Origin of the sequence: Dysosmobacter sp. (assembly GCF_052306735.1) — a bacterium.
Taxonomy (GTDB): domain Bacteria; phylum Bacillota; class Clostridia; order Oscillospirales; family Oscillospiraceae; genus Oscillibacter.
The window spans coordinates 24,339-46,416 of sequence record NZ_DAWBAJ010000010.1 but is presented as its reverse complement, the minus strand read 5'-3'; the positions used below and the strand labels follow the sequence as shown (position 1 = coordinate 46,416).

At 60.3% G+C, this 22,078-nt stretch carries 19 protein-coding genes; 7 read left to right on the top strand and 12 right to left on the bottom strand.

Features of this window, described 5'->3' with window-relative positions; all coding sequences use genetic code 11:
• Positions 1-41: 41 nt before the first annotated feature.
• Together ACT67G_RS04450 and ACT67G_RS04445 are read right to left on the bottom strand one after the other, a co-directional pair.
• Positions 42-1,547, bottom strand: coding sequence for a glutamate synthase-related protein (locus ACT67G_RS04450; RefSeq protein WP_325247738.1), 1,506 nt, complete (start codon positions 1,545-1,547; stop codon positions 42-44).
• Positions 1,547-2,641, bottom strand: coding sequence for a class II glutamine amidotransferase (locus tag ACT67G_RS04445; RefSeq protein ID WP_325247737.1), 1,095 nt, complete (start codon positions 2,639-2,641; stop codon positions 1,547-1,549). Before ACT67G_RS04445 ends, ACT67G_RS04450 begins: the two co-directional genes overlap by 1 nt.
• A gap of 297 nt (positions 2,642-2,938) precedes the next feature.
• Here ACT67G_RS04445 and ACT67G_RS04440 point away from each other — a divergent pair, with 297 nt between their 5' ends.
• From ACT67G_RS04440 to ACT67G_RS04420, 5 genes are all read left to right on the top strand, one after another.
• Positions 2,939-5,029, top strand: coding sequence for a glutamine synthetase III family protein (locus ACT67G_RS04440; protein ID WP_443663147.1), 2,091 nt, complete (start codon positions 2,939-2,941; stop codon positions 5,027-5,029).
• Between the two features lie 76 nt (positions 5,030-5,105).
• Positions 5,106-6,827 carry an ammonium transporter gene (locus ACT67G_RS04435; protein ID WP_325247506.1) on the top strand — a complete coding sequence of 574 codons (1,722 nt, stop codon included), beginning with the start codon at positions 5,106-5,108 and terminating at the stop codon, positions 6,825-6,827.
• A gap of 87 nt (positions 6,828-6,914) precedes the next feature.
• Positions 6,915-8,492, top strand: coding sequence for an asparagine synthase B (gene asnB, locus ACT67G_RS04430; protein ID WP_443663145.1), 1,578 nt, complete (start codon positions 6,915-6,917; stop codon positions 8,490-8,492).
• A gap of 175 nt (positions 8,493-8,667) precedes the next feature.
• Positions 8,668-10,062: an amidophosphoribosyltransferase gene (purF, locus tag ACT67G_RS04425; RefSeq protein ID WP_325247507.1), complete on the top strand. Its 1,395-nt coding sequence runs from the start codon at positions 8,668-8,670 to the stop codon at positions 10,060-10,062.
• The gene (locus ACT67G_RS04420) at positions 10,059-11,660 is read left to right on the top strand and encodes a CTP synthase (RefSeq protein WP_443663144.1); all 1,602 of its coding nucleotides are present in this window, start codon (positions 10,059-10,061) and stop codon (positions 11,658-11,660) included. The genes purF and ACT67G_RS04420 overlap by 4 nt, the downstream gene beginning before the upstream one ends.
• 133 nt (positions 11,661-11,793) lie before the next feature.
• Here the strand turns inward: ACT67G_RS04420 and ACT67G_RS04415 are convergent, their stop codons facing one another.
• Positions 11,794-12,336 carry a putative immunity protein gene (locus ACT67G_RS04415; RefSeq protein ID WP_443663142.1) on the bottom strand — a complete coding sequence of 181 codons (543 nt, stop codon included), beginning with the start codon at positions 12,334-12,336 and terminating at the stop codon, positions 11,794-11,796.
• Between the two features lie 136 nt (positions 12,337-12,472).
• Here ACT67G_RS04415 and ACT67G_RS04410 point away from each other — a divergent pair, with 136 nt between their 5' ends.
• On the top strand, positions 12,473-12,622 hold the full coding sequence (locus tag ACT67G_RS04410) for a hypothetical protein (protein ID WP_443663141.1): 150 nt from the start codon (positions 12,473-12,475) through the stop codon (positions 12,620-12,622).
• Between the two features lie 222 nt (positions 12,623-12,844).
• Here ACT67G_RS04410 and ACT67G_RS04405 read toward each other — a convergent pair whose 3' ends face one another.
• From ACT67G_RS04405 to ACT67G_RS04385, 5 genes are all read right to left on the bottom strand, one after another.
• Positions 12,845-13,093 carry a DUF6514 family protein gene (locus ACT67G_RS04405; RefSeq protein WP_325247501.1) on the bottom strand — a complete coding sequence of 83 codons (249 nt, stop codon included), beginning with the start codon at positions 13,091-13,093 and terminating at the stop codon, positions 12,845-12,847.
• Between the two features lie 118 nt (positions 13,094-13,211).
• Positions 13,212-13,802 (bottom strand): toprim domain-containing protein, encoded by a 591-nt coding sequence (locus tag ACT67G_RS04400; RefSeq protein ID WP_325247500.1) that lies wholly within the window; start codon positions 13,800-13,802, stop codon positions 13,212-13,214.
• The gene (gene holA / locus ACT67G_RS04395; RefSeq protein WP_326215592.1) at positions 13,799-14,860 is read right to left on the bottom strand and encodes a DNA polymerase III subunit delta; all 1,062 of its coding nucleotides are present in this window, start codon (positions 14,858-14,860) and stop codon (positions 13,799-13,801) included. Before holA ends, ACT67G_RS04400 begins: the two co-directional genes overlap by 4 nt.
• Before the next feature lie 13 nt (positions 14,861-14,873).
• Positions 14,874-17,117, bottom strand: a complete 2,244-nt coding sequence (locus ACT67G_RS04390) for a DNA internalization-related competence protein ComEC/Rec2 (protein WP_443663138.1) — start codon at positions 17,115-17,117, stop codon at positions 14,874-14,876.
• Positions 17,114-17,320 carry a helix-turn-helix domain-containing protein gene (locus ACT67G_RS04385; protein ID WP_443663136.1) on the bottom strand — a complete coding sequence of 69 codons (207 nt, stop codon included), beginning with the start codon at positions 17,318-17,320 and terminating at the stop codon, positions 17,114-17,116. The genes ACT67G_RS04390 and ACT67G_RS04385 overlap by 4 nt, the downstream gene beginning before the upstream one ends.
• A gap of 223 nt (positions 17,321-17,543) precedes the next feature.
• On the opposite strand from ACT67G_RS04385, the gene ACT67G_RS04380 reads away from it, so the two are divergent.
• Positions 17,544-19,115, top strand: a complete 1,572-nt coding sequence (locus ACT67G_RS04380) for an S-layer homology domain-containing protein (RefSeq protein WP_443663135.1) — start codon at positions 17,544-17,546, stop codon at positions 19,113-19,115.
• 64 nt (positions 19,116-19,179) lie between these two features.
• Here the strand turns inward: ACT67G_RS04380 and ACT67G_RS04375 are convergent, their stop codons facing one another.
• The 4 genes from ACT67G_RS04375 to ACT67G_RS04360 form a co-directional block, all read right to left on the bottom strand.
• Positions 19,180-19,497, bottom strand: coding sequence for a hypothetical protein (locus ACT67G_RS04375; RefSeq protein WP_443663133.1), 318 nt, complete (start codon positions 19,495-19,497; stop codon positions 19,180-19,182).
• A gap of 171 nt (positions 19,498-19,668) precedes the next feature.
• On the bottom strand, positions 19,669-20,346 hold the full coding sequence (locus ACT67G_RS04370) for an AroM family protein (RefSeq protein WP_326215596.1): 678 nt from the start codon (positions 20,344-20,346) through the stop codon (positions 19,669-19,671).
• Positions 20,347-20,412: 66 nt separating this feature from the next.
• On the bottom strand, positions 20,413-21,351 hold the full coding sequence (locus tag ACT67G_RS04365) for a DUF1177 domain-containing protein (protein ID WP_325247062.1): 939 nt from the start codon (positions 21,349-21,351) through the stop codon (positions 20,413-20,415).
• Between the two features lie 12 nt (positions 21,352-21,363).
• Positions 21,364-22,059: an aspartate/glutamate racemase family protein gene (locus ACT67G_RS04360; RefSeq protein ID WP_325247061.1), complete on the bottom strand. Its 696-nt coding sequence runs from the start codon at positions 22,057-22,059 to the stop codon at positions 21,364-21,366.
• Positions 22,060-22,078: the final 19 nt, after the last annotated feature.

Here is a 22,078-nt window from a genome sequence, read left to right as displayed (position 1 = left end):
TACCTCCGCGTATTTTCAATGGGGAAATCAACTGCCGCAGCTTATTCTCCGGCGTGGGCCACGCCCAGCACCCGCAGCTCCCGGTCTGTGAGGCCAATGCCACGGAGCATCAGACGGTTGCCCCGCAGGGCCTCGATGGAGTTGATGCCCATGCCGCCCATGAACTCCTTGATCTCATGTTTCCAGGCGGTCATCAGGTTGATGAGCCGCTGGCTGCCCTCGTCTGGATCCAGCCGGGCCACCAGTTCCGGACGCTGGGTGGCAATGCCCCAGTTGCACTTGCCGCTCTGGCAGGTGCGGCACAGGTGGCAGCCCAGTGCCAGCAGGGCGGCGGTGGCCACATAGCAGGCGTCGGCTCCCAGAGCCACTGCCTTGATGACGTCGGCGGAGGAGCGGATGCTGCCTCCGGCGATGATGGAGACCTGGTTGCGGATCCCCTCATCACGCAGCCGCTGATCCACGGCGGCCAGAGCCAGTTCGATGGGGATGCCCACGTTGTCCCGGATGCGGGTGGGCGCCGCGCCGGTACCGCCCCGGAAGCCGTCGATGGCAATGATATCGGCACCGCTGCGGGCAATGCCGCTGGCGATAGCGGCGATGTTGTGGACGGCGGCTACCTTGACGATGATGGGCTTCTTATATTCTGTAGTCTCTTTCAGGGAGCACACCAGCTGGCGCAGATCCTCAATGGAGTAGATGTCATGGTGAGGAGCCGGGGAGATGGCGTCGGAACCCTCCGGCACCATACGGGTGCGGGACACGTCTCCCACGATCTTGGCGCCGGGCAGGTGCCCGCCGATGCCGGGCTTGGCGCCCTGGCCCATTTTGATCTCGATGGCGGCGCCGGCTTCCAGATAGTCCTTGTGAACGCCGAAGCGGCCGGAGGCCACCTGTACCACCGTGTTGGCACCATAGCGGTAGAAGTCCTCGTGAAGGCCGCCCTCTCCGGAGTTATAGCAGATGCCAAGAGCCTCTGCTGCCCGGGCCAGGCACGCATGGGCGTTGTAGCTGATGGAACCGTAGCTCATGGCGGAGAACATCACCGGCATGCTCAGCTCCAGCTGGGGAGGCAGGGTGCAGTCCAGACGTCCCCAGACATCCCGGGTTACATCCGTAGGCTTTTTTCCCAGGAAAACCCGGGTCTCCATGGGCTCCCGCAAGGGGTCGATGGAGGGATTGGTAACCTGGGAGGCATTGATCAGGAGTTTGTCCCAGTAGATGGGCAGGGGCTTGGGGTTTCCCATGGAGGAGAGCAGTACGCCGCCGGAGCCGGCCTGTTTGTAGACCTCACGGACAGTATCAGCGTCCCAGTTGGCATTTTCCCGCAGCTGGCAGTCGCTTTTGACGATCTTCAGCGCCCGGGTGGGGCAGACGGAGACACAGCGCTGGCAGTTGACGCACTTGCTCTCGTCGGCCAGCATCACATGGTGGGCCTCATCGTAGCGGTGTACCTCGTTGGCGCACTGCTGCTCACAGATGCGGCACCGGGTACAGCGGCTGTCGTTTCGGACTACCTCGTACTCCGGGTAGAAATCATTGATTTTCATCAGTATGCGCCCTCCTTTACCCGGACGATCACGGGTTCGCCTCCCATGGGGGAGTAGAGATTTTCAGCGTCCGGCGCAATGGCCCGGATGGCCGCCTCTTCGCTGGCGATGTACACCAGGTCTTCCTTTTCACCCACCACCATGCTGCGCAGCTTCAGCCGGTCGTTGAGGGCCATGAGCCCGCCGTTGAAGCCCAGGATGATGGAGAAAGGCCCTGTTACCAGCAGACTGGGGAACATGGTGCGAAGATACGTCAAGACCTCCCGCTCCTCCGGCGGGCGGCGGGCAATGGTGCTCCAGAAGGGAGCGGCCATGACCGCAGCCGCCTCGGAAAGGCTCAGCTTCTGGCGGCGAAGCAGATAATCCAGCACGTAAGTGAGGACTTCGGTGTCCGTCTGGAGGGTGCACTGATAACCGAACATCTCGATGAAGCGGCGGTTGGCGTCATAGGAGGAGATCTCACCGTTATGGACTACGGAATAGTCCAGCAGGGCGAAGGGATGGGCGCCGCCCCACCAGCCCGGGGTGTTGGTGGGATAGCGGCCGTGGGCAGTCCAGCAGTAGCCCCGGTACTCGCCCAGACGGTAGAACTTGCCGATGTCTTCGGGGTAGCCCACGCCCTTGAAAACGCCCATGTTTTTGCCACAGGAGAACACATACGCCCCGGGGATCTCCGTATTGAGGCGCATAACGGTGCGCACCACGAACTCCTTTTCATCCACCTGCATGGCCCGCAGGGCGGAGCGCAGGGGGGAGGCGAAGTACCGCCAGATCAACGGCTCATCGGTGATCTGAGGCATTTTTTCCACGGGGATCTCCTCCGCCAGGACGATGTCGAAGCGCTCTTTCAAAAACGCCTCACAGGCCCGGCGGGTACTGTGATCCTGGAAAAAGAGATGAAAGGCGAAATAGTCCCGGTATTCCGGGTAGATGCCATAGCCGGCAAAGCCGCCGCCCAGACCGTTGGAGCGGTCGTGCATGGGCTTCATACTGTCAACGACGGCCTGGCCGCTCATGCGCCGGCCCTCCCGGGAGATGACGGCGGAGACGGCGCAGCCGGAGGGGATACGCACTTGTCCTTCCAGTAGTTTCATGTATCTCATCCTTTCGGAGGAATGAAAAAAGGATGTCCAGCCAGAGAAAGGCAGACTCCTCCCTCTGAGTGAACATCCTTGTTCTTATATAAAAAAATACAGCCAAACAGGACGATTTGTCAACAAAACGGGCTGACAAAAAAATCCTTTTCTCTGCTTTTGTTTTTGGAAAATCTGCCATTGACGGGCAGGATGTCTTGGGCGTATAGTAAGCGCATCAAACGACGATGACGTCGCGGAAGGGAACTTCTGCCGGCGCATCGCCGTTTTTTTATTTTTTTCGTGAGGTGAATCGTTATGATGATACCGGAATATTTTGGCAGCATGGTATTTGATGACCGCGTGATGAAGGCACGCCTGTCCGCCGATGTCTACCGCTCTTTGAGAAAGACCATCGATGAGGGAACAAAGCTGGATTTGTCCGTGGCAAATGCTGTGGCTGCCGCCATGAAGGACTGGGCGGTGGAGAAGGGTGCCACCCACTTTACCCACTGGTTCCAGCCCATGACCGGCATCACGGCAGAAAAGCACGACAGCTTCATTTCCCCCGCCCCTGACGGCCGGGTGATCCTGGAGTTCTCTGGTAAGGAGCTCATCAAGGGCGAGCCCGATGCCTCCTCCTTCCCCTCCGGCGGCCTGCGGGCCACCTTTGAGGCCCGGGGCTATACCGCCTGGGATCCCACGTCCTATGCCTTTGTAAAAGGAAAGACTCTCTACATTCCCACGGCATTTTGCTCTTACGGCGGTGAAGCTTTGGACAAGAAAACGCCTCTGCTGCGCTCCATGGAGGCGCTGAACCGTCAGGCTATGCGGATTCTGCACCTGTTCGGCAATGAGGATGTCAAGTGCGTGCGCACTTCCGTTGGTCCCGAGCAGGAGTATTTCCTGGTGGATGCCGAGTTGTACAAGCGCCGCCCCGACCTGATTTTCACCGGCCGCACCCTCTTCGGTGCCCGTCCCCCTAAGGGACAGGAGTTGGACGATCATTACTTCGGTACCATCAAGCCCCGGGTAGCGGCTTATATGGAGGAGCTCAATCAGGAACTGTGGAAGCTGGGTATCCTGGCCAAGACCGAGCACAACGAGGTGGCCCCCGCCCAGCACGAGCTGGCTCCTATTTATACCACCACCAACCTGGCCACCGATCACAACCAGCTGACCATGGAGATCATGCAGACGGTGGCTGCCCGCCACGGGATGGTGTGCCTGCTGCATGAAAAGCCCTTCGCCGGCGTCAACGGTTCCGGCAAGCACAACAACTGGTCCATGTCCACCGACACCGGTGTCAATCTCCTCTCTCCCGGTGAGACGCCCCACGAAAACGCCCAGTTCCTGCTGTTTTTGTGCGCGGTGATCCAGGCGGTGGACGACTATCAGGATCTGCTGCGTACGGCAGTGGCCACCGCCGGCAACGATCACCGGCTGGGTGCCAACGAGGCGCCTCCCGCGGTGGTGTCCATCTTCCTGGGCGACGAGCTTACCGCGGTGCTCAAATCCATTGAGGCGGATGCCCCCTATCAGGGCACGGAGCGCACCCGCATGAAGCTGGGAGTTCCCGTACTGCCCCGGTTCCTCCGGGATACCACCGACCGCAACCGGACCTCTCCCTTCGCCTTCACGGGCAACAAGTTCGAGTTCCGGATGCTGGGCTCATCCAACTCCATTGCCTGCGCCAACATCATGCTCAACAGCGCCGTGGCGGATACCTTGCGGAAGTTCGCCGACCGACTGGAGGGCGCCGAGGACTTTGAGGGTGCCATCCACGCTCTGATCCAGGATACCCTCCGGGATCACAAGCGTATCATCTTCAACGGCAACGGCTATGACGATGCCTGGCTGGAGGAGGCGGAACGGCGCGGACTTGCCAACCTGCGCACCACGCCGGACTGCGTGCCCTGCCTGCTGGAGCAGAAGAACATGGATATGCTCACCGGGCTGAAGGTCTATACCAAGGCAGAGCTGGAGTCCCGTTATGAGATCACCATGGAGAACTACTGCAAGACCGTCACCATTGAGGCCCTCACCATGGTGGATATGGCCCGCCGGGATATCCTGCCCGCTGTGGAGACCTACACCTCCCGGGTGGCCGCTTCTGCCGCAGCCAAGAAAGCGGCGGATCCGGAACTCCTCTGCGCGTATGAAAAGAACCTGGTACGCAGACTCTCCGGCCTGACGGATCGGATCGCCGGGCAGACGGAAGCTCTGGAGCGGCTGATGGCTGAGCTGCAGACGGAAAGTGATGTCACTGCCACCGCCTGCCGGATCCGGGACGAGGTGCTTCCGTCCATGAGCGCTCTGCGGGCTGCCGTGGATGAGGCAGAAACGCTGACCGCTTCCGACTGCTGGCCGTATCCCACTTACGGCGACCTCCTCTTCAGCGTTCGCTGAGGCCCGGGGGCTGTGTCGGGAGAAAACGTAGCGATTCATATTTTGTGTGTGTTTTTAGGAGAAAAGAGGTTTTACTATGACGTACAGTGCGGTTAACACCATTTGGGTGCTGTTGGGAGCAGCTCTGGTGTTCTTCATGCAGGCAGGATTTTCCATGTGCGAGGCCGGCTTTACCAGAGCCAAAAATACCGGTAATATCCTCATGAAGAACCTGATGGACTTCTGCATCGGTACGCCCTGCTTTTGGCTTTTTGGCTTCGGCGTGATGTTTGGGCTGGGCTCCGGTGCCTTCGGATGGCTGGATCCCCTCATCATGAAGGACTACAGCCACATCCTTCCGGCGGGCGTCCCCCTGTGGGCTTTCGCCATTTTCCAGACGGTCTTCTGCGCCACCTCCGCCACCATCGTCTCCGGTGCCATGGCGGAGCGCACCAAGTTCAGTGCATACTGCATTTATTCCGCAGCCATTTCCCTGTTCATCTACCCCATCTCCGGGCATTGGATCTGGGGCGGCGGCTGGCTGGCGCAGCTGGGCTTCCATGACTTCGCCGGGTCTACCGCAGTCCACATGGTGGGCGGCATCTGTGCCCTGGTGGGCGCTGCCATTCTGGGCCCCCGCATTGGCAAGTACGGCAAGGACGGAAAGCCCCGGGCCATCCTGGGCCACAACCTGACCTTCGCCGCCCTGGGCGTGTTCATCCTGTGGTTCTGCTGGTTCGGTTTCAACGGCGCGTCCACTGTTGGGATGGATACCGACGAGCTCATTGTCCGGGCAGGCCGGGTGTTCTTCAACACCAATATGGCTGCTGCTGTGGCCTGCTGCGCGACTTTGATCTTTACTTGGATCCGCTATGGCAAGCCCGATGTGTCCATGACTTATAACGCTGCCCTGGCGGGCCTGGTGGGCATCACCGCCGGGTGCGACGCGGTGAATGCCGTGGGCGCCGCCATCATGGGTGTGGTGTTCGGCATCGTTATTGTGCTGGCAGTTGAGTTCTTCGACAAGGTGGTCAAGATCGACGATCCCGTGGGTGCCATCTCTGTACACGGTGTGTGCGGCGCCCTGGGTACCATTCTCACCGGTGTGTTCGCCGACGGCGCCTCCACAGAGGCAGGCCTTCTCTACGGCGGCGGCTTCCACTTCCTGGGTGTACAGGTTTTGGGCGTGGTGACCGTGGCGGTTTACGTGGCGGTGATCATCACTGTGGTGTTCCAGATCCTTAAGCATACCATCGGCCTGCGGGCGGATGCCGCCGATGAGCTGGCGGGCCTGGACATCTCTGAGCACGGCCTGCTCACGGCCTATGCGGGCTTTGCCATGATGCCCGATACCCTCACCGCTGACGATGACGCGGAGTCCCCGGTGGTTGTGACCGGCGACGTTCCGGCGGCCGAGGCGATCCCGGTCAAGGCAGAGCCGTCCTTTGTCCCCGCCGGACAGCCCAAGCTCACCAAGGTGGAGATCATCTGCAAGGAGTCCCGTCTGGAAGCTCTGAAGGCGGCCATGACCCGCCTGGGCATCACCGGTATGACCGTGTCCCATGTGCTGGGCTGCGGCGCTCAGAAGGGCAAGCCCGAGTATTACCGCGGCGTTCAGGTGGAGGTGACACTGCTGCCCAAGGTCCAGGTGGACATTGTGGTCAGCAAGGTGCCTGTCCGCGACGTGATCGAGACGGCCAAAAAGGTGCTCTACACCGGCCACATCGGCGACGGCAAGATCTTCGTGTACGATGTGGAGAACGTGGTGAAGGTCCGCACCGGCGAAGAGGGATATGATGCCCTCCAGGACGTGGAGTGACGTTCCATCAAATAAACAATCAAATGAGGCGTGTATCAGCCGGCGTCCGGAAGCGGGGGCCGGCACACGCCGTATGGAGGAAAGACTATGTGTTCCATTATGGGTTATTGCGGCGGCGGCGCCGATTACGAAGCTTTTTGTGAGGGGTTCTCCCGCACCAAATCCAGAGGTCCCGATGATAGCCGCATCATCGATACGGGCATGGGGCTGATGGGCTTCCACCGTCTGGCCATCATGGGCCTGACGCCGGAGGGCATGCAGCCGTTCTCCCTGGACGGCAGCTATGTGGTGTGCAACGGTGAGATCTACGGCTATGAGCGGATCAAGAAGGAGCTGTCCCAGAAGTACACCTTTGTCAGCGGTTCCGACTGCGAGGTGCTGCTGCCCATGTACCGGGAGTACGGAGTGGATATGTTCCGGATGCTGGATGCGGAGTTTGCCTGCATCATCTTTGACAAGGAGAACGGCAGCTATATCGCCGCCCGGGATCCCATCGGCATCCGTCCGCTGTTTTACGGCTATGATAAAAACGGAGTCATCGTCTTTGCCAGCGAGGCCAAGAACCTGGTGGGACTGGTGAAGGAGATCATGCCCTTCCCGCCGGGCCACTATTATAAGGACGGTCAGTTTGTCTGTTACGCCGACATGACCGCTGTGGATCATGTAGTGACGGATGACCTGGACACCATCTGCCGCAACATCCGGGAAAAGCTGGTGCGGGGCGTGGAAAAGCGTCTGGTATCTGACGCCAAGGTGGGCTTCCTTCTCAGCGGCGGTCTGGATTCCTCCCTGGTGTGCGCCATCGCCGCCAAGAAGTGCAAGCGTCCTATCCGCACCTTTGCCATCGGTATGGATGTGGATGCCATCGACCTCAAGTACGCCCGGGAGGTGGCGGACTACATCGGCAGCGACCACACCGAGGTCATCATCAACCGGGACGACGTCATCCGGGCCCTGGAGCCGGTAGTGGCACTGCTGGGTACCTTTGACATCACCACCATCCGGGCCAGTATCGGCATGTATCTGGTGTGCAAGGCCATTCACGAGACCACGGATATCCGGGTGCTCCTTACCGGTGAGATTTCCGACGAGCTCTTCGGCTACAAGTACACGGATTTCGCTCCCTCCGCTTCCGAGTTCCAGAAAGAGGCCCAAAAGCGCATCCGGGAGCTGTACTGCTACGATGTACTGCGGGCAGACCGCTGCATCTCCGTCAACTCCCTGGAGGCCCGGGTACCCTTCGGTGATCTGGACTTTGTCCGCTATGTCATGGCCATCGATCCCGAGAAAAAGCGCAACCACTACGGCAAAGGCAAGTACCTGCTGCGGCGGGCCTTCGAGGGGGACTATCTGCCTCTGGATATTCTCTATCGGGAAAAGGCCGCTTTCTCCGATGCTGTGGGCCACTCCATGGTGGACGACCTGAAGGCCTATGCCCAGAGCTGCTACACCGACGCGGAGTTTGCCAAAAAGTGCAGTCAGTATGACTATGTGCCGCCCTTTACCAAGGAGTCCCTCCTGTACCGGGAGCTCTTTGAAAAGTACTACCCCGGCCAGGCCCGCATGATCCCGGATTTCTGGATGCCCAACAAGAACTGGGAGGGCTGCGACGTGGACGATCCCTCCGCCCGGGTGCTGTCCAACTACGGCGGCAGCGGTATCTGACCCTGCGGGAAACAGGCAATCATCGGGAGGTGCAAGTTTGGAAAGAAACGAATCGCTCTGCGAAAAAAACAAAAAGGAGAACCATGTTCCCCAGGCTCCGGTTTCCCAAACCGGAGCCCGGGCCTGGCGCCACATTCATGAAGAATGCGGCGTCTTTGGCCTGTTTTCACCCAAAATGGAAGATGTTGCGTCCCTGGCGTATTATGGGCTCTATGCTCTGCAGCACCGGGGACAGGAGAGCGCCGGAATCGCCGTCAACGACGACGGCGTTTTCTCCGTTTGGAGGGATGTGGGCCTGGTCAGTGAGGCACTGCCCCGCCAGCGGCTGCAGAATCTGGGGCAGGGGAGCATTGTGGTGGGCCATGTCCGCTACGCCACCACCGGTTCCGACGCGGCCCTCAACGCCCAGCCTCTGATCATCAATCACTTCAAGGGCCGCATGGCTCTGGCCCACAACGGCAACCTCACCAATTCCCTGGAGCTGCGTCGGGCGCTGGAGGAGCGGGGCTCTATTTTCCACACCACCACGGATTCTGAGGTCATCGCCTACCTGATTGTGCAGGAACGCCTGCGTACCCGGTCTATTGAAGATGCGGTTAAGGGGGCTATGGATCGCCTGGAGGGGGCATACTCCCTGGTGATCTCCTCGCCCACCAAGCTCATCGCCGCCCGGGATCCCCATGGATTCCGCCCGCTGTGCATGGGCCGGCGGCCGGACGGAGCGGTGGTATTCGCCTCGGAGTCCTGCGCCCTGGACGCCGTAGGCGCTGTCTTTGAGCGGGATATCCGCCCCGGGGAGATCGTCACCGTGGGGCGGGACGGCATCCACTCCGATACCTCTCACTGCGGCACGGCGCCCAAGCGGCTGTGCGTTTTTGAGTTTATCTATTTTGCCCGGCCGGACTCCGTCATCGACGGATGCAGCGTTACCCAGGCCCGGCAGCGGGCCGGGGCCTTCCTGGCCCAGGAGCATCCGGTGGAGGCAGACGTGGTGGTAGGTGTGCCGGACTCAGGGTTGGATGCAGCTCTGGGTTATGCGGTGGAATCCGGGATCCCATATGCCATGGGCTTTACCAAGAACAAGTACGTGGGCCGCACCTTTATTGCGCCCACCCAGGCCATGCGGGAAGACGGGGTCAATCTCAAGCTCAACCCCGTGCGTTCCGTGGTGGAGGGCAAGCGGGTGGTGCTGGTGGACGACTCCATCGTCCGGGGAACCACCTGTCGGCGCACCATTGCCCTGCTGCGTCGGGCGGGGGCCCGGGAGATCCACATGCGGGTCAGCGCACCGCCCTTTGTGGCGCCCTGCTACTATGGCACGGACATTGACAGTGCGGAAAACCTCATTGCAAACCAGCACACCGTGGAGGAGATCGCCCGGATCATCGGCGTGGATTCCCTGGGCTATCTCTCGCTGGAACACGTCAAACAGCTGGCCGGAACCGGGGAGGAGGGCTTCTGCACAGCCTGCTTTGGCGGCGGCTATCCCACGGCGGTGCCGGGGGAGGGGCAAAAGGATCGCTTTTCTCAAAAAATCGGAAAACAACATATGGAGGGAAGTTCACTATGACAAAGTATATTTTCGTGACCGGCGGCGTGGTGTCAGGCCTTGGCAAGGGCATCACGGCAGCCTCTCTGGGCCGCCTGCTCAAAGCCCGGGGGCTGAAGGTGGCCGCCCAGAAGCTGGATCCCTATATCAATGTGGATCCGGGCACCATGAGCCCCTATCAGCACGGTGAGGTCTTCGTCACCGAGGACGGGGCGGAGACGGATCTGGATCTGGGCCATTATGAGCGCTTCATTGACGAGGATCTCAATCAGTTCTCCAACCTTACCACAGGCCGAGTCTATTCCAACGTCATCTCCAAGGAGCGCCGGGGCGAGTACCTGGGGAAGACCGTCCAGACCATCCCCCATATCACCGATGAGATCAAGCGCTTTATTTACTCCGTGGGCAAGAAGACCCAGGCGGACGTAGTCATCACGGAGATCGGCGGCACCACCGGCGATATGGAGAGCCAGCCCTTCCTGGAGGCTATCCGGCAGGTGGGCCGGGAAGTGGGTCAGGACAATGCCCTCTATATCCACGTGACGCTGGTGCCCTATCTGCGGGCCTCCGGGGAGCACAAGTCCAAGCCCACCCAGCACTCGGTAAAGGAGCTCCAGGGCTTCGGTATCTCGCCGGATATCATCGTGCTGCGCTGCGATGAGCCCATTACGGATCAGAGCGTGTTTGACAAGATCGCCGGGTTCTGCAATGTCAAGCCGGACTGCGTCATTGAGAATGTGACCCTGCCCACGCTGTACGAGGCTCCCTTGATGCTGGAGCGGCATCACTTCTCCGATGTGGTGTGCCGGGAACTGCATCTGGAGACCCCCCAGCCGGAGCTGGACGGGTGGCAGGCTCTGGTGGAGCGCATCAAGAATCCCTCCCGCACCGCTGTGGTGGGCCTGGTGGGAAAGTATGTCCAGCTCCACGATGCCTACTTGTCCGTGGCGGAGGCCCTTCATCACGCAGGTTATGCGTGGAATGCCCGGGTGGAGATCCGGTGGATCGACTCGGAGACCATCACGCCGGAGAATGTGAACATGGTGCTCACCGGACTGGACGGGATCCTGGTGCCCGGCGGCTTCGGAGACCGGGGCATCCCCGGCATGATCCTGGCAGCCCAGTACGCCCGGGAACACAAGGTTCCCTATCTTGGCATCTGCCTGGGTATGCAGATCGCCGTCATTGAATTTGCCCGGCACCAGGCGGGCCTGCCGGATGCGGACTCCGGTGAGTTCGCCCCGGATTGCCCCCACAAGGTCATCGACTTCATGCCCGGTCAGAGCGACGAGGTGGACAAGGGCGGCACGTTGCGCCTGGGCAGCTTCCCCTGCGCGGTAACGCCTGGCACGGCTATGGAGCGCTGCTACGGCCAGCCGCTGATCCATGAGCGTCATCGTCACCGTTATGAGTTCAACAACGACTACCGGGACTGCCTGACCCAGGCAGGACTGGTTCTCAGCGGTATTTCCCCCGACGGGCGGCTGGTGGAGGCAGTGGAGCTGCCGGAGCACCCCTTCTTTGTGGGTGTACAGTACCATCCGGAGTTCAAGAGCCGCCCCAACCGGCCCCATCCGCTGTTCAACGGCTTCCTCAAAGCCATGCTGAAAGAAGCATAATGGGGATTTCTCTCACCGCCCGGGATCCCCTTTGGGTGGCAGAGACATCCGGCGGCGGACGTTCCGTTTGATAGAAACTCCACCTGCATCAGACCATTGCGGCCTGGTGCAGGTGGAGCTTTTTGATATACGATTACCGGCACAAAAACGGCGCCCAGGGCCTGTCCACTTCGGAGGCGTGCAGTTTCCAGTAGTCCAGCCGTACAAGATAGGTCTGCCTGCGCGCTTCTACCGCTGCCCGGCAATGCTCCGGTCCGTCTCGCCGAACCAGGGCGGTGAGCTCATAGATGGGTAGCCCCATAGCGTGCCCCGGGGTATGGACGACCCCGCAGGCCTGTCCCACCGCGTGGCAGAGGGCAATATGCTCCGGAGAGGAGATCTCCTTTGCCACGGCGTGGCAGTCCAGAATTGCCCGCTGGGCAGCGTGCATCTTAATATCGCCGGAGGCCCACATCCAGGCTGCCGCCAGGGCACCCCGGGGACGGGGATCCTCCGGATAAGCCTTTTCCAGAAGACACACGTCCGCCTCCGCCAGTTCCAGCGCCCACAGCACCAGCGCCTGATGGCCGCAGCCGGAAAGCGCGTTGGCCAGACCCTGTAAAAAGGGACTGTCAGCCGAGAAAAGGATCTGATTTTTCCGGCGCAGCTTTTGCTGTACTTCTTCCATCCAATCCATGGCAGTATCCTCCCAGCGTAAAATGACGGCATTCATTATACGGCATTCCCGCCCGGGTGGCAAGATGGAGGGGGAATGCCGTGGCGAACGCCTCGCGGCAGGGAGCGGCAGCTGCCGCCTGGTGAAGTCGCACAGGGTGGAGAACCGTTCAGACCGGGCGATGATCTATGGGCTGGGCGCCCACTACGGCTTCCGGGCTCCGCTGGGGAAGGGAGAGCACCGTCTGCCGGGGCTCTCCGCCGTCCGGCCCTACGGTATGAATGAGGCGTGTATGGGGATGCCCTGAATTTCCTGCACCTGGGAAGCTGGACACAGGATAAACCTTTTGACGCCAACGATGTCTGCATTGAGCCGTGTACTTCCTTGCTGGACGCGGTGGCTGCCGGCAGGGAACTGTGGGAGAATGGTTCTACGGAAGGTCCATTTCCATCAGAGCAAAAGTGACCGTCCCCGGCTTGGCTGGGGACGGTCACTTTTGTAGGGAAAGGGGGCATTTGGAGAATGTATTTCAAAGCAGAAGCCAGTCCTCCACTACATCCCGCAGAGACACTGGCGTGACGCTGCCGGATATCAGGGTGTCCAACAGGGCTAGGATCCGGGATTGAGAAACGGTGATACCCGGTAAGGAAGCCTGTTCATTGCCGCACTCCAGAGAGATTCCGTATTGTTCAGCAATACTGCCGGCAGCATCCTCCAGCAGATAGTATTTCACCGTTTCACCGAGGCAGCAGCCTGTACCCATGAGGATCCTGCGCAACCTGATCGCTCCTCCCAGATAAGGATTCCTGATTAGTCAGGCTTAGGGTAGCACGGTTAAAATGAAAAATTTGTCGAAAAATGTCGATGAATTAAAAAAGTTTCCAAACTTGCAGGATTCAGTCCCTGCCCAGAAAAGCTTCCAGTTCCTCCCGGGAATAGAGCAGATTCAGTGCTTCCAGCAGGCCGTTGGAGGTCAGATGCTCCGGCAGGTCCAGCTTCCGCAGCAGGGCCTGGCGGCGGGAGGCACTGTCCGGTGTGCCGGTGAGCCCCAGAGCAAAAAGATCCGCCTTGGTAAGGGGCGCACTCCGGGGCAGTTGGGCCTCGCCGTCTTCAAAGGTGGCACCGCAGCGGCGCAGCGCCTCCAGGATGACTTCCGGCCGCATGCCTTCTACCCCAAGCTTCCCCTCCTTGCCGGGAGTGCGCTTGCGGCGCTCCTTGCCGTGGATGTCGGGAATATAGGCCTGCTTGACCCGGTCTTTGGGAAGGGCTCCCTTGAGGTAGTTGCGGATCACAAAGCCGGCGCCGTCACTGTCAGTCAGGACGATCAGACCACGCTCCATGGCCAGCCGCCGGAGAAAGGACAGCTTTTCCCGGTCATTGAACACGGAAAAGCCGCCCAGAGCCACCACTGTGGCATCCACCACCTGGGAGACGGTATTTTTGTCGTAGCGGCCCTCCACCACGATGACTTCCTTTACCCGCATCATGACCGCGCCCCCAGCCGTACCAGCAGCAGTTTCAGCTCACCCACGCCGTCGATTCCCTTTTCGCTTTTGAGCCGCCGGTCCAGCACCTGGCACATTTTTACTGCGTCGGCACACCAGGCGGCATTGGTTCGCCTGGCGGCGGAGAGCAGGAGCTTTGCGGGATAATCGGACTTCATCTCCCAGAGCTCCATAAGCCAGTACTTGTCCTTGCCGCCGTCGATGGCCATGCGGGCGGTGTAGATCCGGCGCAGCTGAGAGCCCAGGGCTGCCAGGATCAAAATAGGCTCTGTCTGCATTTTCAAAAGGTCTCCCAGGATCCGGGCGGCCCGGTCGTAATCTCCGTCCAGCACCGCGTCTGAGAGGCGGAAGACCTCCGCAGAGAGCACCGGATCCGCCACGGCGTCGATATCCTGACGGGTAATGGATTTTCCTTTGGCGTAGGTGCCGATCTTGGTGATCTCCGGTACCAGGCCTGTCATCAGTCCCCCGCAGGTGAAAATGAGGTGTTCCGCCGTCTGCCGGTCAATATCCTTGCCAAGGGCCCGGAACCGCCGGGCGATCCAGGCAATGAGGTCGCTGGTGTCTGCCGCCTGAAACTCCACCTGCCGGACATGATCCGACAGGGCTTTCCAGAGCTTCTTGTAGGTGCGGTTAGGCTTGTATTCTATGGTGTCATAGACGAACACCACACAGCAGTAGGGAGGGATATCGTTCAAAAAGGCGATGAATTTTTCCCGCTGCTCTTCCCCCAGCTTGAAAAGGTCAAAGTCTGTGGCCACGATCAGCGTCCGTTCCGAGAGCATAGGCATGGCCTCTGCCATTTCCGACAGAGCCTGTACGGTCAGATCCTTGCCCTCTACCCGGTGGTAGTTGAACTCCTCAAATCCCGCCGGAACCAGAGCTTTGCGCAGTTCTCCCAGGTAGTATTCCCGCAGGTAGCTCTCCTCTCCGTAAAAGAGGTAGGCACAGCCCAGCGTACCGGCGGAGAGGTCGCTTTTGAGCTGGCGGAAGGCCTCGTTGGATTTGGATGTCGTTTTCTTGGATGATTGATATGCCATAATCGTTGATTCCTCAGTTGACGGTAAGATGGATGGTTCCCTGCAGATCGGTGCGGTAGATGGCTGCCCCCGCCTGCACCAGCCGCCACAACGCCTGATCGGAGGGGTGGCCGTAGCTGTTGTCCCCCACGCTGATAAAGGCCAGCTCCGGTGTCAGGGTGGACAAAAGCGCTTCTGATGTGGAGTATTTGGAGCCGTGGTGGCCTACCACCAGGGCCTCCAGATCCGGCAGGTCGTAGGTGGAAAGCAGCTGCTCCTCTGTGTTGGAGTCCATATCCCCGGTGATCAGCAGGTCAAAGTCTCCGGAGGAGCACAAAATGCTCAACCCCGCCTCATTGCTTTCCCCGTCTCCCAAAGGCGGATAGACGGTCAGCGTACTCGCTCCCAGATCCCAGACGGTTTCCTCCCGAAGGATCTGAACCTGTGTTCCCTGCTCCCGGGCGGCCTCCAGAAGGGCGTTCCCGGCAGCGGAGTCCGGAAGGCCCGGCACCACCAGGGTTTCCACATCTATTCGGGACAGCAGCGTCTCCACGCCGGAGATGTGATCGGTATCGTAGTGGGTCAGCACCAGGTGCTCCAGACGGCCGCAGCCCATACTGTACAGAGTGTCCGCGGCGATGGTGCCAGGGTCATACCAGCTGTTGGCGCTGCCGCAGTCCACCAGGGTACATGACCCACCGGAGTACACAAGCACACACTGCCCCTGACCCACGTCCAGTACCTGCACGTCCAGAGTGCCGTCCCCATAGCGCAGGGCCCCTGCCCGAAGGGTCAGTACCAGGGTGCCTGCCGCCAGGCCGGCGGCCAAAGCGTATTTCCGCCTGCCGCCGCTGCGGATCAGCCATGCCGCCGAAAAGAGCAGATAGACATAGAGCAGCCAGTATTTCAGATAGGGGTTGGAAAAATAGACTGCGTGACCCGGGATTTGCGAGAGCAGATGGACTGCTTTTAGAATATACCACACCAGCGCCTGGGGCGCCAGCCCCAAAAGCGAGCCCAGTGCAGAAGAGGCCATCCCCAAGCCAACCGAGACGATCCCGGAAATAAAAGCGCCTGCCGCCGCGTACAGGCAAAGAAGGTTGCTTACAGGCGCGATCAAAACCAGCATATTGAAGTACGCCGCCGTCAAAGGCGTGGTGAACACCAGGGCGCCGATGGTGGCGGAAAAGCTGGCGGCAAGGAAGCGGTATACCCTCCCACGGGTTTTGCTGCCCAAAAGCGTCTGATACAGCCGGGGCGACACCAGCAGCAATCCGGCCACGGAGGAGAAGGACAGCTGCAAACTGATAGAGGCGGCGGCAAAGGGGTTTTGCAGTAAGATCACCAGAAGCGCCGCCGAGAGGGAGGTAATGGGATCACTGTCTCTGCGCAGCAGCGGCGCCGACAAAACGAAAATCGCCATGATGCAGGATCGAACCACAGAGGGACTGGCTCCGGTGAGAAGTGCATAGAAAATCAAAATGGGGATGCCCCACAGGGCCAGGCGGCGTTTTTGGCCCAGCGCGAACAAAGACAGCAGGGATACCAGGAAGGAGCAGTGCATCCCCGATACCGCCAAAATGTGGGAAAGGCCTGCCTGGCGCAGGTCCGTCTCTGCCTGGACGGAGAGATTGCCGCTGCGCCCGATCAGCATGGCCTGCAAAAAAGCGGCGGTGTCGCCGTCAAAAATGCGGCAGATGGTATCGTTCATGGCGCGGCCCGCCAGCAGTGGGAGCCAGCGCCAGGATCCGGAGGTACCGGGCCCAAAGGTCTCATCGCCCCGGGAATAGGCCAGCAGAAACACGCCCCGGGAAGTAAAGGTGGTCAGCTCGCTGTCCCGGATGCGGGCGGCGCTTTGAAACTGCACATCCGCCGTGATGGTTTGGCCGGGATCCAGATCCAGCAGAGCCTCCGTGCCGTAGTAGGTCACTTTGCCGTGGGGATACCCCTCCAGGCGCACCGTGACCCGGGCTCCGTAATCCGTGGCGGCAGGTTCACTGCACACGGTCATCACCGCGGCGGAGTGTTCCGTGCCTGCCAGAGCTTCCAGAGGCTGCTGCACCTGCCGGATATAGAGCCAGTTATAGCCCAGAGCCAGCGCCAGGGCTACCCCCGCCGGCAATACCCGGCGGCGCAGCCGCCAGGGCAGCAGCAGGGAAAGGCAGGCCCCTCCAAGGCATACAAATGCCGCCGGGAGAAGCCAGTCCCCCGGCAGGGCGTATTGGGCAAGGAAGATCCCGGCGGCAAAGGCCAGGGCGAAGACCGCCAGCTTTCTCATTTGCTCCGGGGCGGCGTGGGATCGTCGGTACGGCCCAACAGGTAGTCGGTACTGACGTGGTAAAAATCCGCCAGCTTCATCACGACCCATGCAGGGGTTTCCCGTTGCCCGCTCTCATAGCGGCGATATACACTGCGGTGCATGTTCAGATAGTCGGCGATACACTGCTGCGTTTTGTCGGCATCTTCTCTCAGATCTCGCATACGCTTGATTTCCATCATTTATCACCCAGAAAAATGTTACCAAATGGCAACATCCCTCTGGGAGATTGTGTCCATGCGGAGCCAAAATCATGATAATATGAACGGTGTTAAAAAACCATATATCGCCGCAACTTGTTTTCAAGACCTGCTTGACGGCTTCAACAGGCGGGATTATGATAAAAATACGGAAAAAGGCGAGAGCCGAAAAGAGAGGAGCAGTTCTATGAAGCGTTTTCTAACGTCCCTTGTCACGGTGCTGCTGTTGACCATGGCGCTGACCGTGGCTGCCTCCGCGTCTGATTTTGACGCTGCGGCAAAGGATTTGTCCGCCATCGGCGTGTTCCGCGGCACCGAGGCGGGCTTTGAGCTGGATCGGGCGCCCACCCGCTCCGAAGCCGCCATTATGCTGGTACGGCTCTACGGTGCAGAGGAGCAGGCTGCTGCCGACTACGAGGCAGGTACCATCTCCCACCCCTTTACGGATGTCAGTGACTTTACCGCTCCGTATGTGGCCTGGCTGTACACCAACGGCCTGACCAACGGCACCAGCGCCACCACCTTCGGCTCCGCAGCCCCGTGCAGTGCCCAGCAGTACACGGTGTTTTTGCTGCGGGCGCTGGGCTATGAGGACGGCAAGGATTTCGACTATGCCCAGGCACCGGAGTTTGCCGTTACCAAGGGCTTGTTTGATACTTCCATGTTTGGCGGGACTTTCCTGCGGGATGATCTCGCTGCCGTGACGTATCAGGCTCTGGCCGCGGATCTCAAGGACGGCAGTGCCTATTTGCTCAAGAGCCTGGTGGAAAGCGGCGCCGTGGACGCCCAGGCAGCCCAGCCCATTACCCAGAAGATCGAGACGTACCGGGCTCTGCTCTCCGCTTCCTCCGACGCCATGAACGGCGGCCTGGATACGGACTTTGACATGGACATGCAGATGGATCTGGCACTCTCCGGCACCGACAGCGGTGAACCGCTGGATGAGCAGATGCAACTTGGCATGACCGCCTCCGGCCGGGTGCAGATGATCCTGGCGGAGGAACCCCAGATGGCCATCAACATGGAGACCACCATCCTGGGTGAGACCATGAATATGGGCGAGTGGATGAAGGACGGCTGGATCTATGTTCAGACGGAGATGAATGGGGAGACCAGCAAAGTCAAGTATCAGGCGGAGGGCATGGATGCGTTCATGGCGCTCTATCAGGAGCTGTTGGATCAGAGCGTTTCTCAGATGAACGGGGCCATGCTACCCATGATCGATTCCATTACCGCCAAGACCTCCGGCGGAAATACGGTCTACACCCTCAAGCTCAACAACGCAGTCTCCGGCATGGTTCAGGATCTCGTCGGTATGCTGGGGGATGCGCTGCCTGAAGAAGTGGGCCTGGATATGGCGCTGGAGCTGAAGGACTGCACCTATACGTATACGGTTTCCTCCGGCGGCCGTCTGAAGGACTGCACCGCCGTGGTGGATGCCGCGCTGACCATGAACCTGGACGGCGGAGAAGAGGGAACCATGGCGGTCAATCTGGGAATCAAGATGGATATGTCCATGGATATCAATGCCATGGGCAAGAATGTCAGGATCACCTATCCGGACTTTTCCGGCTTTGTGGATCTGACTGTCCCGGAGACCAGTGCGCCTGCTGACAGTGAGATGAAGACGGTCTATGTTACGGAGACCGGCAAGCGGTACCACTACGATAATAACTGCAATGGCGGAACGTATTATGAATCTACCTTGGAAGAGGCCCTCAGCCGCGGACTGACTCCGTGTGAGAAGTGTGTTCTCTAAAATGTAAAGATGCTGCATTTACAAGAAGGAACCGTCCGGCATACGCCGGACGGTTCCTTGCATTTTAGTCCCCTCCGCTCATGCACCCCCATACCACCAGGATCTCATCATCGGCGGGGTCGGATGTGCCCATGGAGTCCATGGTCAGCAGGTAGGGGATGTCAGCGGTGTAGACCCCTGCTGCTTCATAGGTGATGGAGGAGGGGGCCGGGCCATCCACCTGGCCGAATACGGTGGCGTGATCCAGAACATCCACCACCTCTGCCTCCAGGGAATAGAGGGCTGTTTCAGATTCTGCCGCCTGGGCATGATGGAGGGCGGCCAGTGCCGGGATCAGAACACCGGCGCACAACGCGGCCGCCAGAATGCGTGTTTTGTTCATAAGGCTGCTCCTGTCTCACGGTCTGAACGGAGGGGAGATCCCACTCCGCTCTGTGTGACCAGCATACCACGAGGGGCATGTCAAAACCTGTTTGTTCCGCCGCCAGATGAAAAATGATTCCCCGGTACTGCCCGTGGGGCAATACCGGGGAATCGAAACGGCAAGGGTAAATCACTGGGCCACGTCGGTGAGTTCGGAGACCACCCGGGCCAGCAAAGTCCGGGGCAGGACCACCAGCTTACCGCTCTCCCGGGCGAAGAGCTCCTTCATCTCCTGCGTGAAGCCGATGCAGTCCAGCACCACCAGGTCGCCGTCCAGATCCCGAACTTTCCGGGCGGCAGCTTCCAGGTCTCCCATAGGTCCGTAAGGAGAGGCGGGGATGGTGGTGACCTTTTCCACAAACTGGCCCCACTTCTCCTGGCACTGCTCCACCTGGAGGGGGGAGGGGGTCACGGTGATGATGTGGGAGGTCTTGCTCAGCAGAGGAACCACCCGATCCAGAATGTCGCAGGGGTAGATCAGGGGTACCTTGGCGGTGAGGGAGGCGGGGAACTTGCCGGTACAGAAAAAGACGATGAGCCGGACACCCTGATCCTCCAGCTCATGGATGGCCTCCTGAAGCCGGGGCAGGATGTAGCGCTCGGCAAAGGTGACGGAGGAGCCGTCCAGCAGCCGGGAGACCAGGACATAGTCCCCCTCCTCTGGCTGAAATGCGGCAATCTGGTCCCGGGTGAGGCCGTCCAGCCCGCCCCGCTGCAAAAGCTCCACCTTGCCGTCAAAGATGTCCATAATGTCGCTTGTGACATCTGTGCGGGGAGCCTGTCCGATGGTAATGGCGCCGATTTTCATAGGGAACCGTGCTCCTTTCCTAAATAGGCCCCCGGCCGGAGAGCTTCTCCGGCCGGGGAACGATGATTACTTGTTGCCCAGAGTCTGCAGGTGCTTCATGGAGCCGTAGAGCTTCTGGAGGCGGGCATACTCCTCCTCGTCATAAAAGGTGCACTCGCCGCGGCCGAAGGACTTGGCGGTCTCCAGCATGAAGCGGGCGGCCTCCTCCACGTCGGTGAAGTGGCTGCAGCCGGTGCCGCAGCCGGGGACCATGGTCTCGGTGGTGATGGCCACACCCACCACGGGAGCGGAGGTGCAGGTGCAGGGCTGCATGATGCTGTTGAGGTGATGGACATCGTTGCCGTAGGGGGTGATGTCCTGCATATTCACGGGGAACACATAGGGCAGACGGCCGGTAGTGCGCTGCATGATGTCCAGGATGGACTCCGGCAGACGAAGGATCCAGCCCTCCTTCACCGGCTGGGAGAGGGCGAAGCCGCGGGTGTTGATGACCCGGTTGCCCTTGGTGGTATCCACAGAGAGAATGGCGTCCAGCTCGGGGGAGACCTCCTCCTGGTTGATCTGGTAGGTATCCACAGGAGAGCTCATGAAGGGAACGGGATCATGGGGCTGGGTGGGAGCGAAGGGACTTACATGGGTGGAGATGAACACGTCGCCGGGCAGAAAGTCGCCTTTCACCTGCATGTCCAGCAGCTTGGCAGCCACGGTGAGAGCAGCGAGAGCGCCGTCGCCGTCGGAGACATAGCCAATCATCTCAGGACGGGCACCGATGGCGCCCAGACGTCCCAGGATGCCGATGGTGGGGGCGCTGCCGCCGGAGGTCTTGCCGCTGGTGCCGGGGATGCGGACCTTCACCATGTCGGTCTTGCCCCGGGGCCCAACCAGGGGGTAGGTCTCCACGTTGGCGTTGGGATTGATGCCCTTGAGATAGGCCACCACGTCGGCACCGGTGACGGTGCTGCTGTCCAGAAGGTCAAAGACCTCGATGAGCTGTTTGATAAGCATAGTAATTCCTCCTTAGTTTTGCTCCGCCTGGGAGGCGGAAGATGAAAGCTGCGCACGGCGCAGAAGTTCAAACAGAGTGAGAAGTCCCTCGCACATGACGGGATCCAATACGGGGATGCCCAGTTCCCGCTCCAGGGCGGGAGCGATGCCGATGGTGGACATGCCGGTGCAGCTGAGGGCCAGAACCTCTGCACCCTTGGCCTGCTGATCCCGGGCGGCATCTACAGTGGCGGCAAAGCCCGCCGGAGTCATGAGGTCCAGCGTACTGACCACGCCCTTGCCGATGCCCGCTTCCGGAATGATGTGCCCTTCCAGAATGCGGGTGTAGGCCTCGGGGATATCGGCAGTGATGCCCACCGTGCCCGCTTTTCCACCGTAGAACTGGGCCAGGGAAGCGGTGCTCTCACCGCCGCCCACTACGGGGATAGGGACGGCGGAGCGGGCCTCCCGGACGCCGGGGTCACCGGCGCAGCTGACAATGATGGCGTCAAAGCCCTCCTCGTACATCTGCCGGGCCATGGCCACTACCTTGGGAACGCCTGCTGCCATGGTGGCGTCGTCGTGGATGCCCTCATACTGGTCGGGGATGCAGCGGGATTCCACGCGGAACATGGGGAAGTACCGCTCCAGCAGGCGGCCGTGGAGGTTCAAAAGCTCCGGGTCTTCCGTGGTCAGTACCCGGATGACACCGATGCGGTAGGAATCCATATCCAGTCCTCCTTATGGA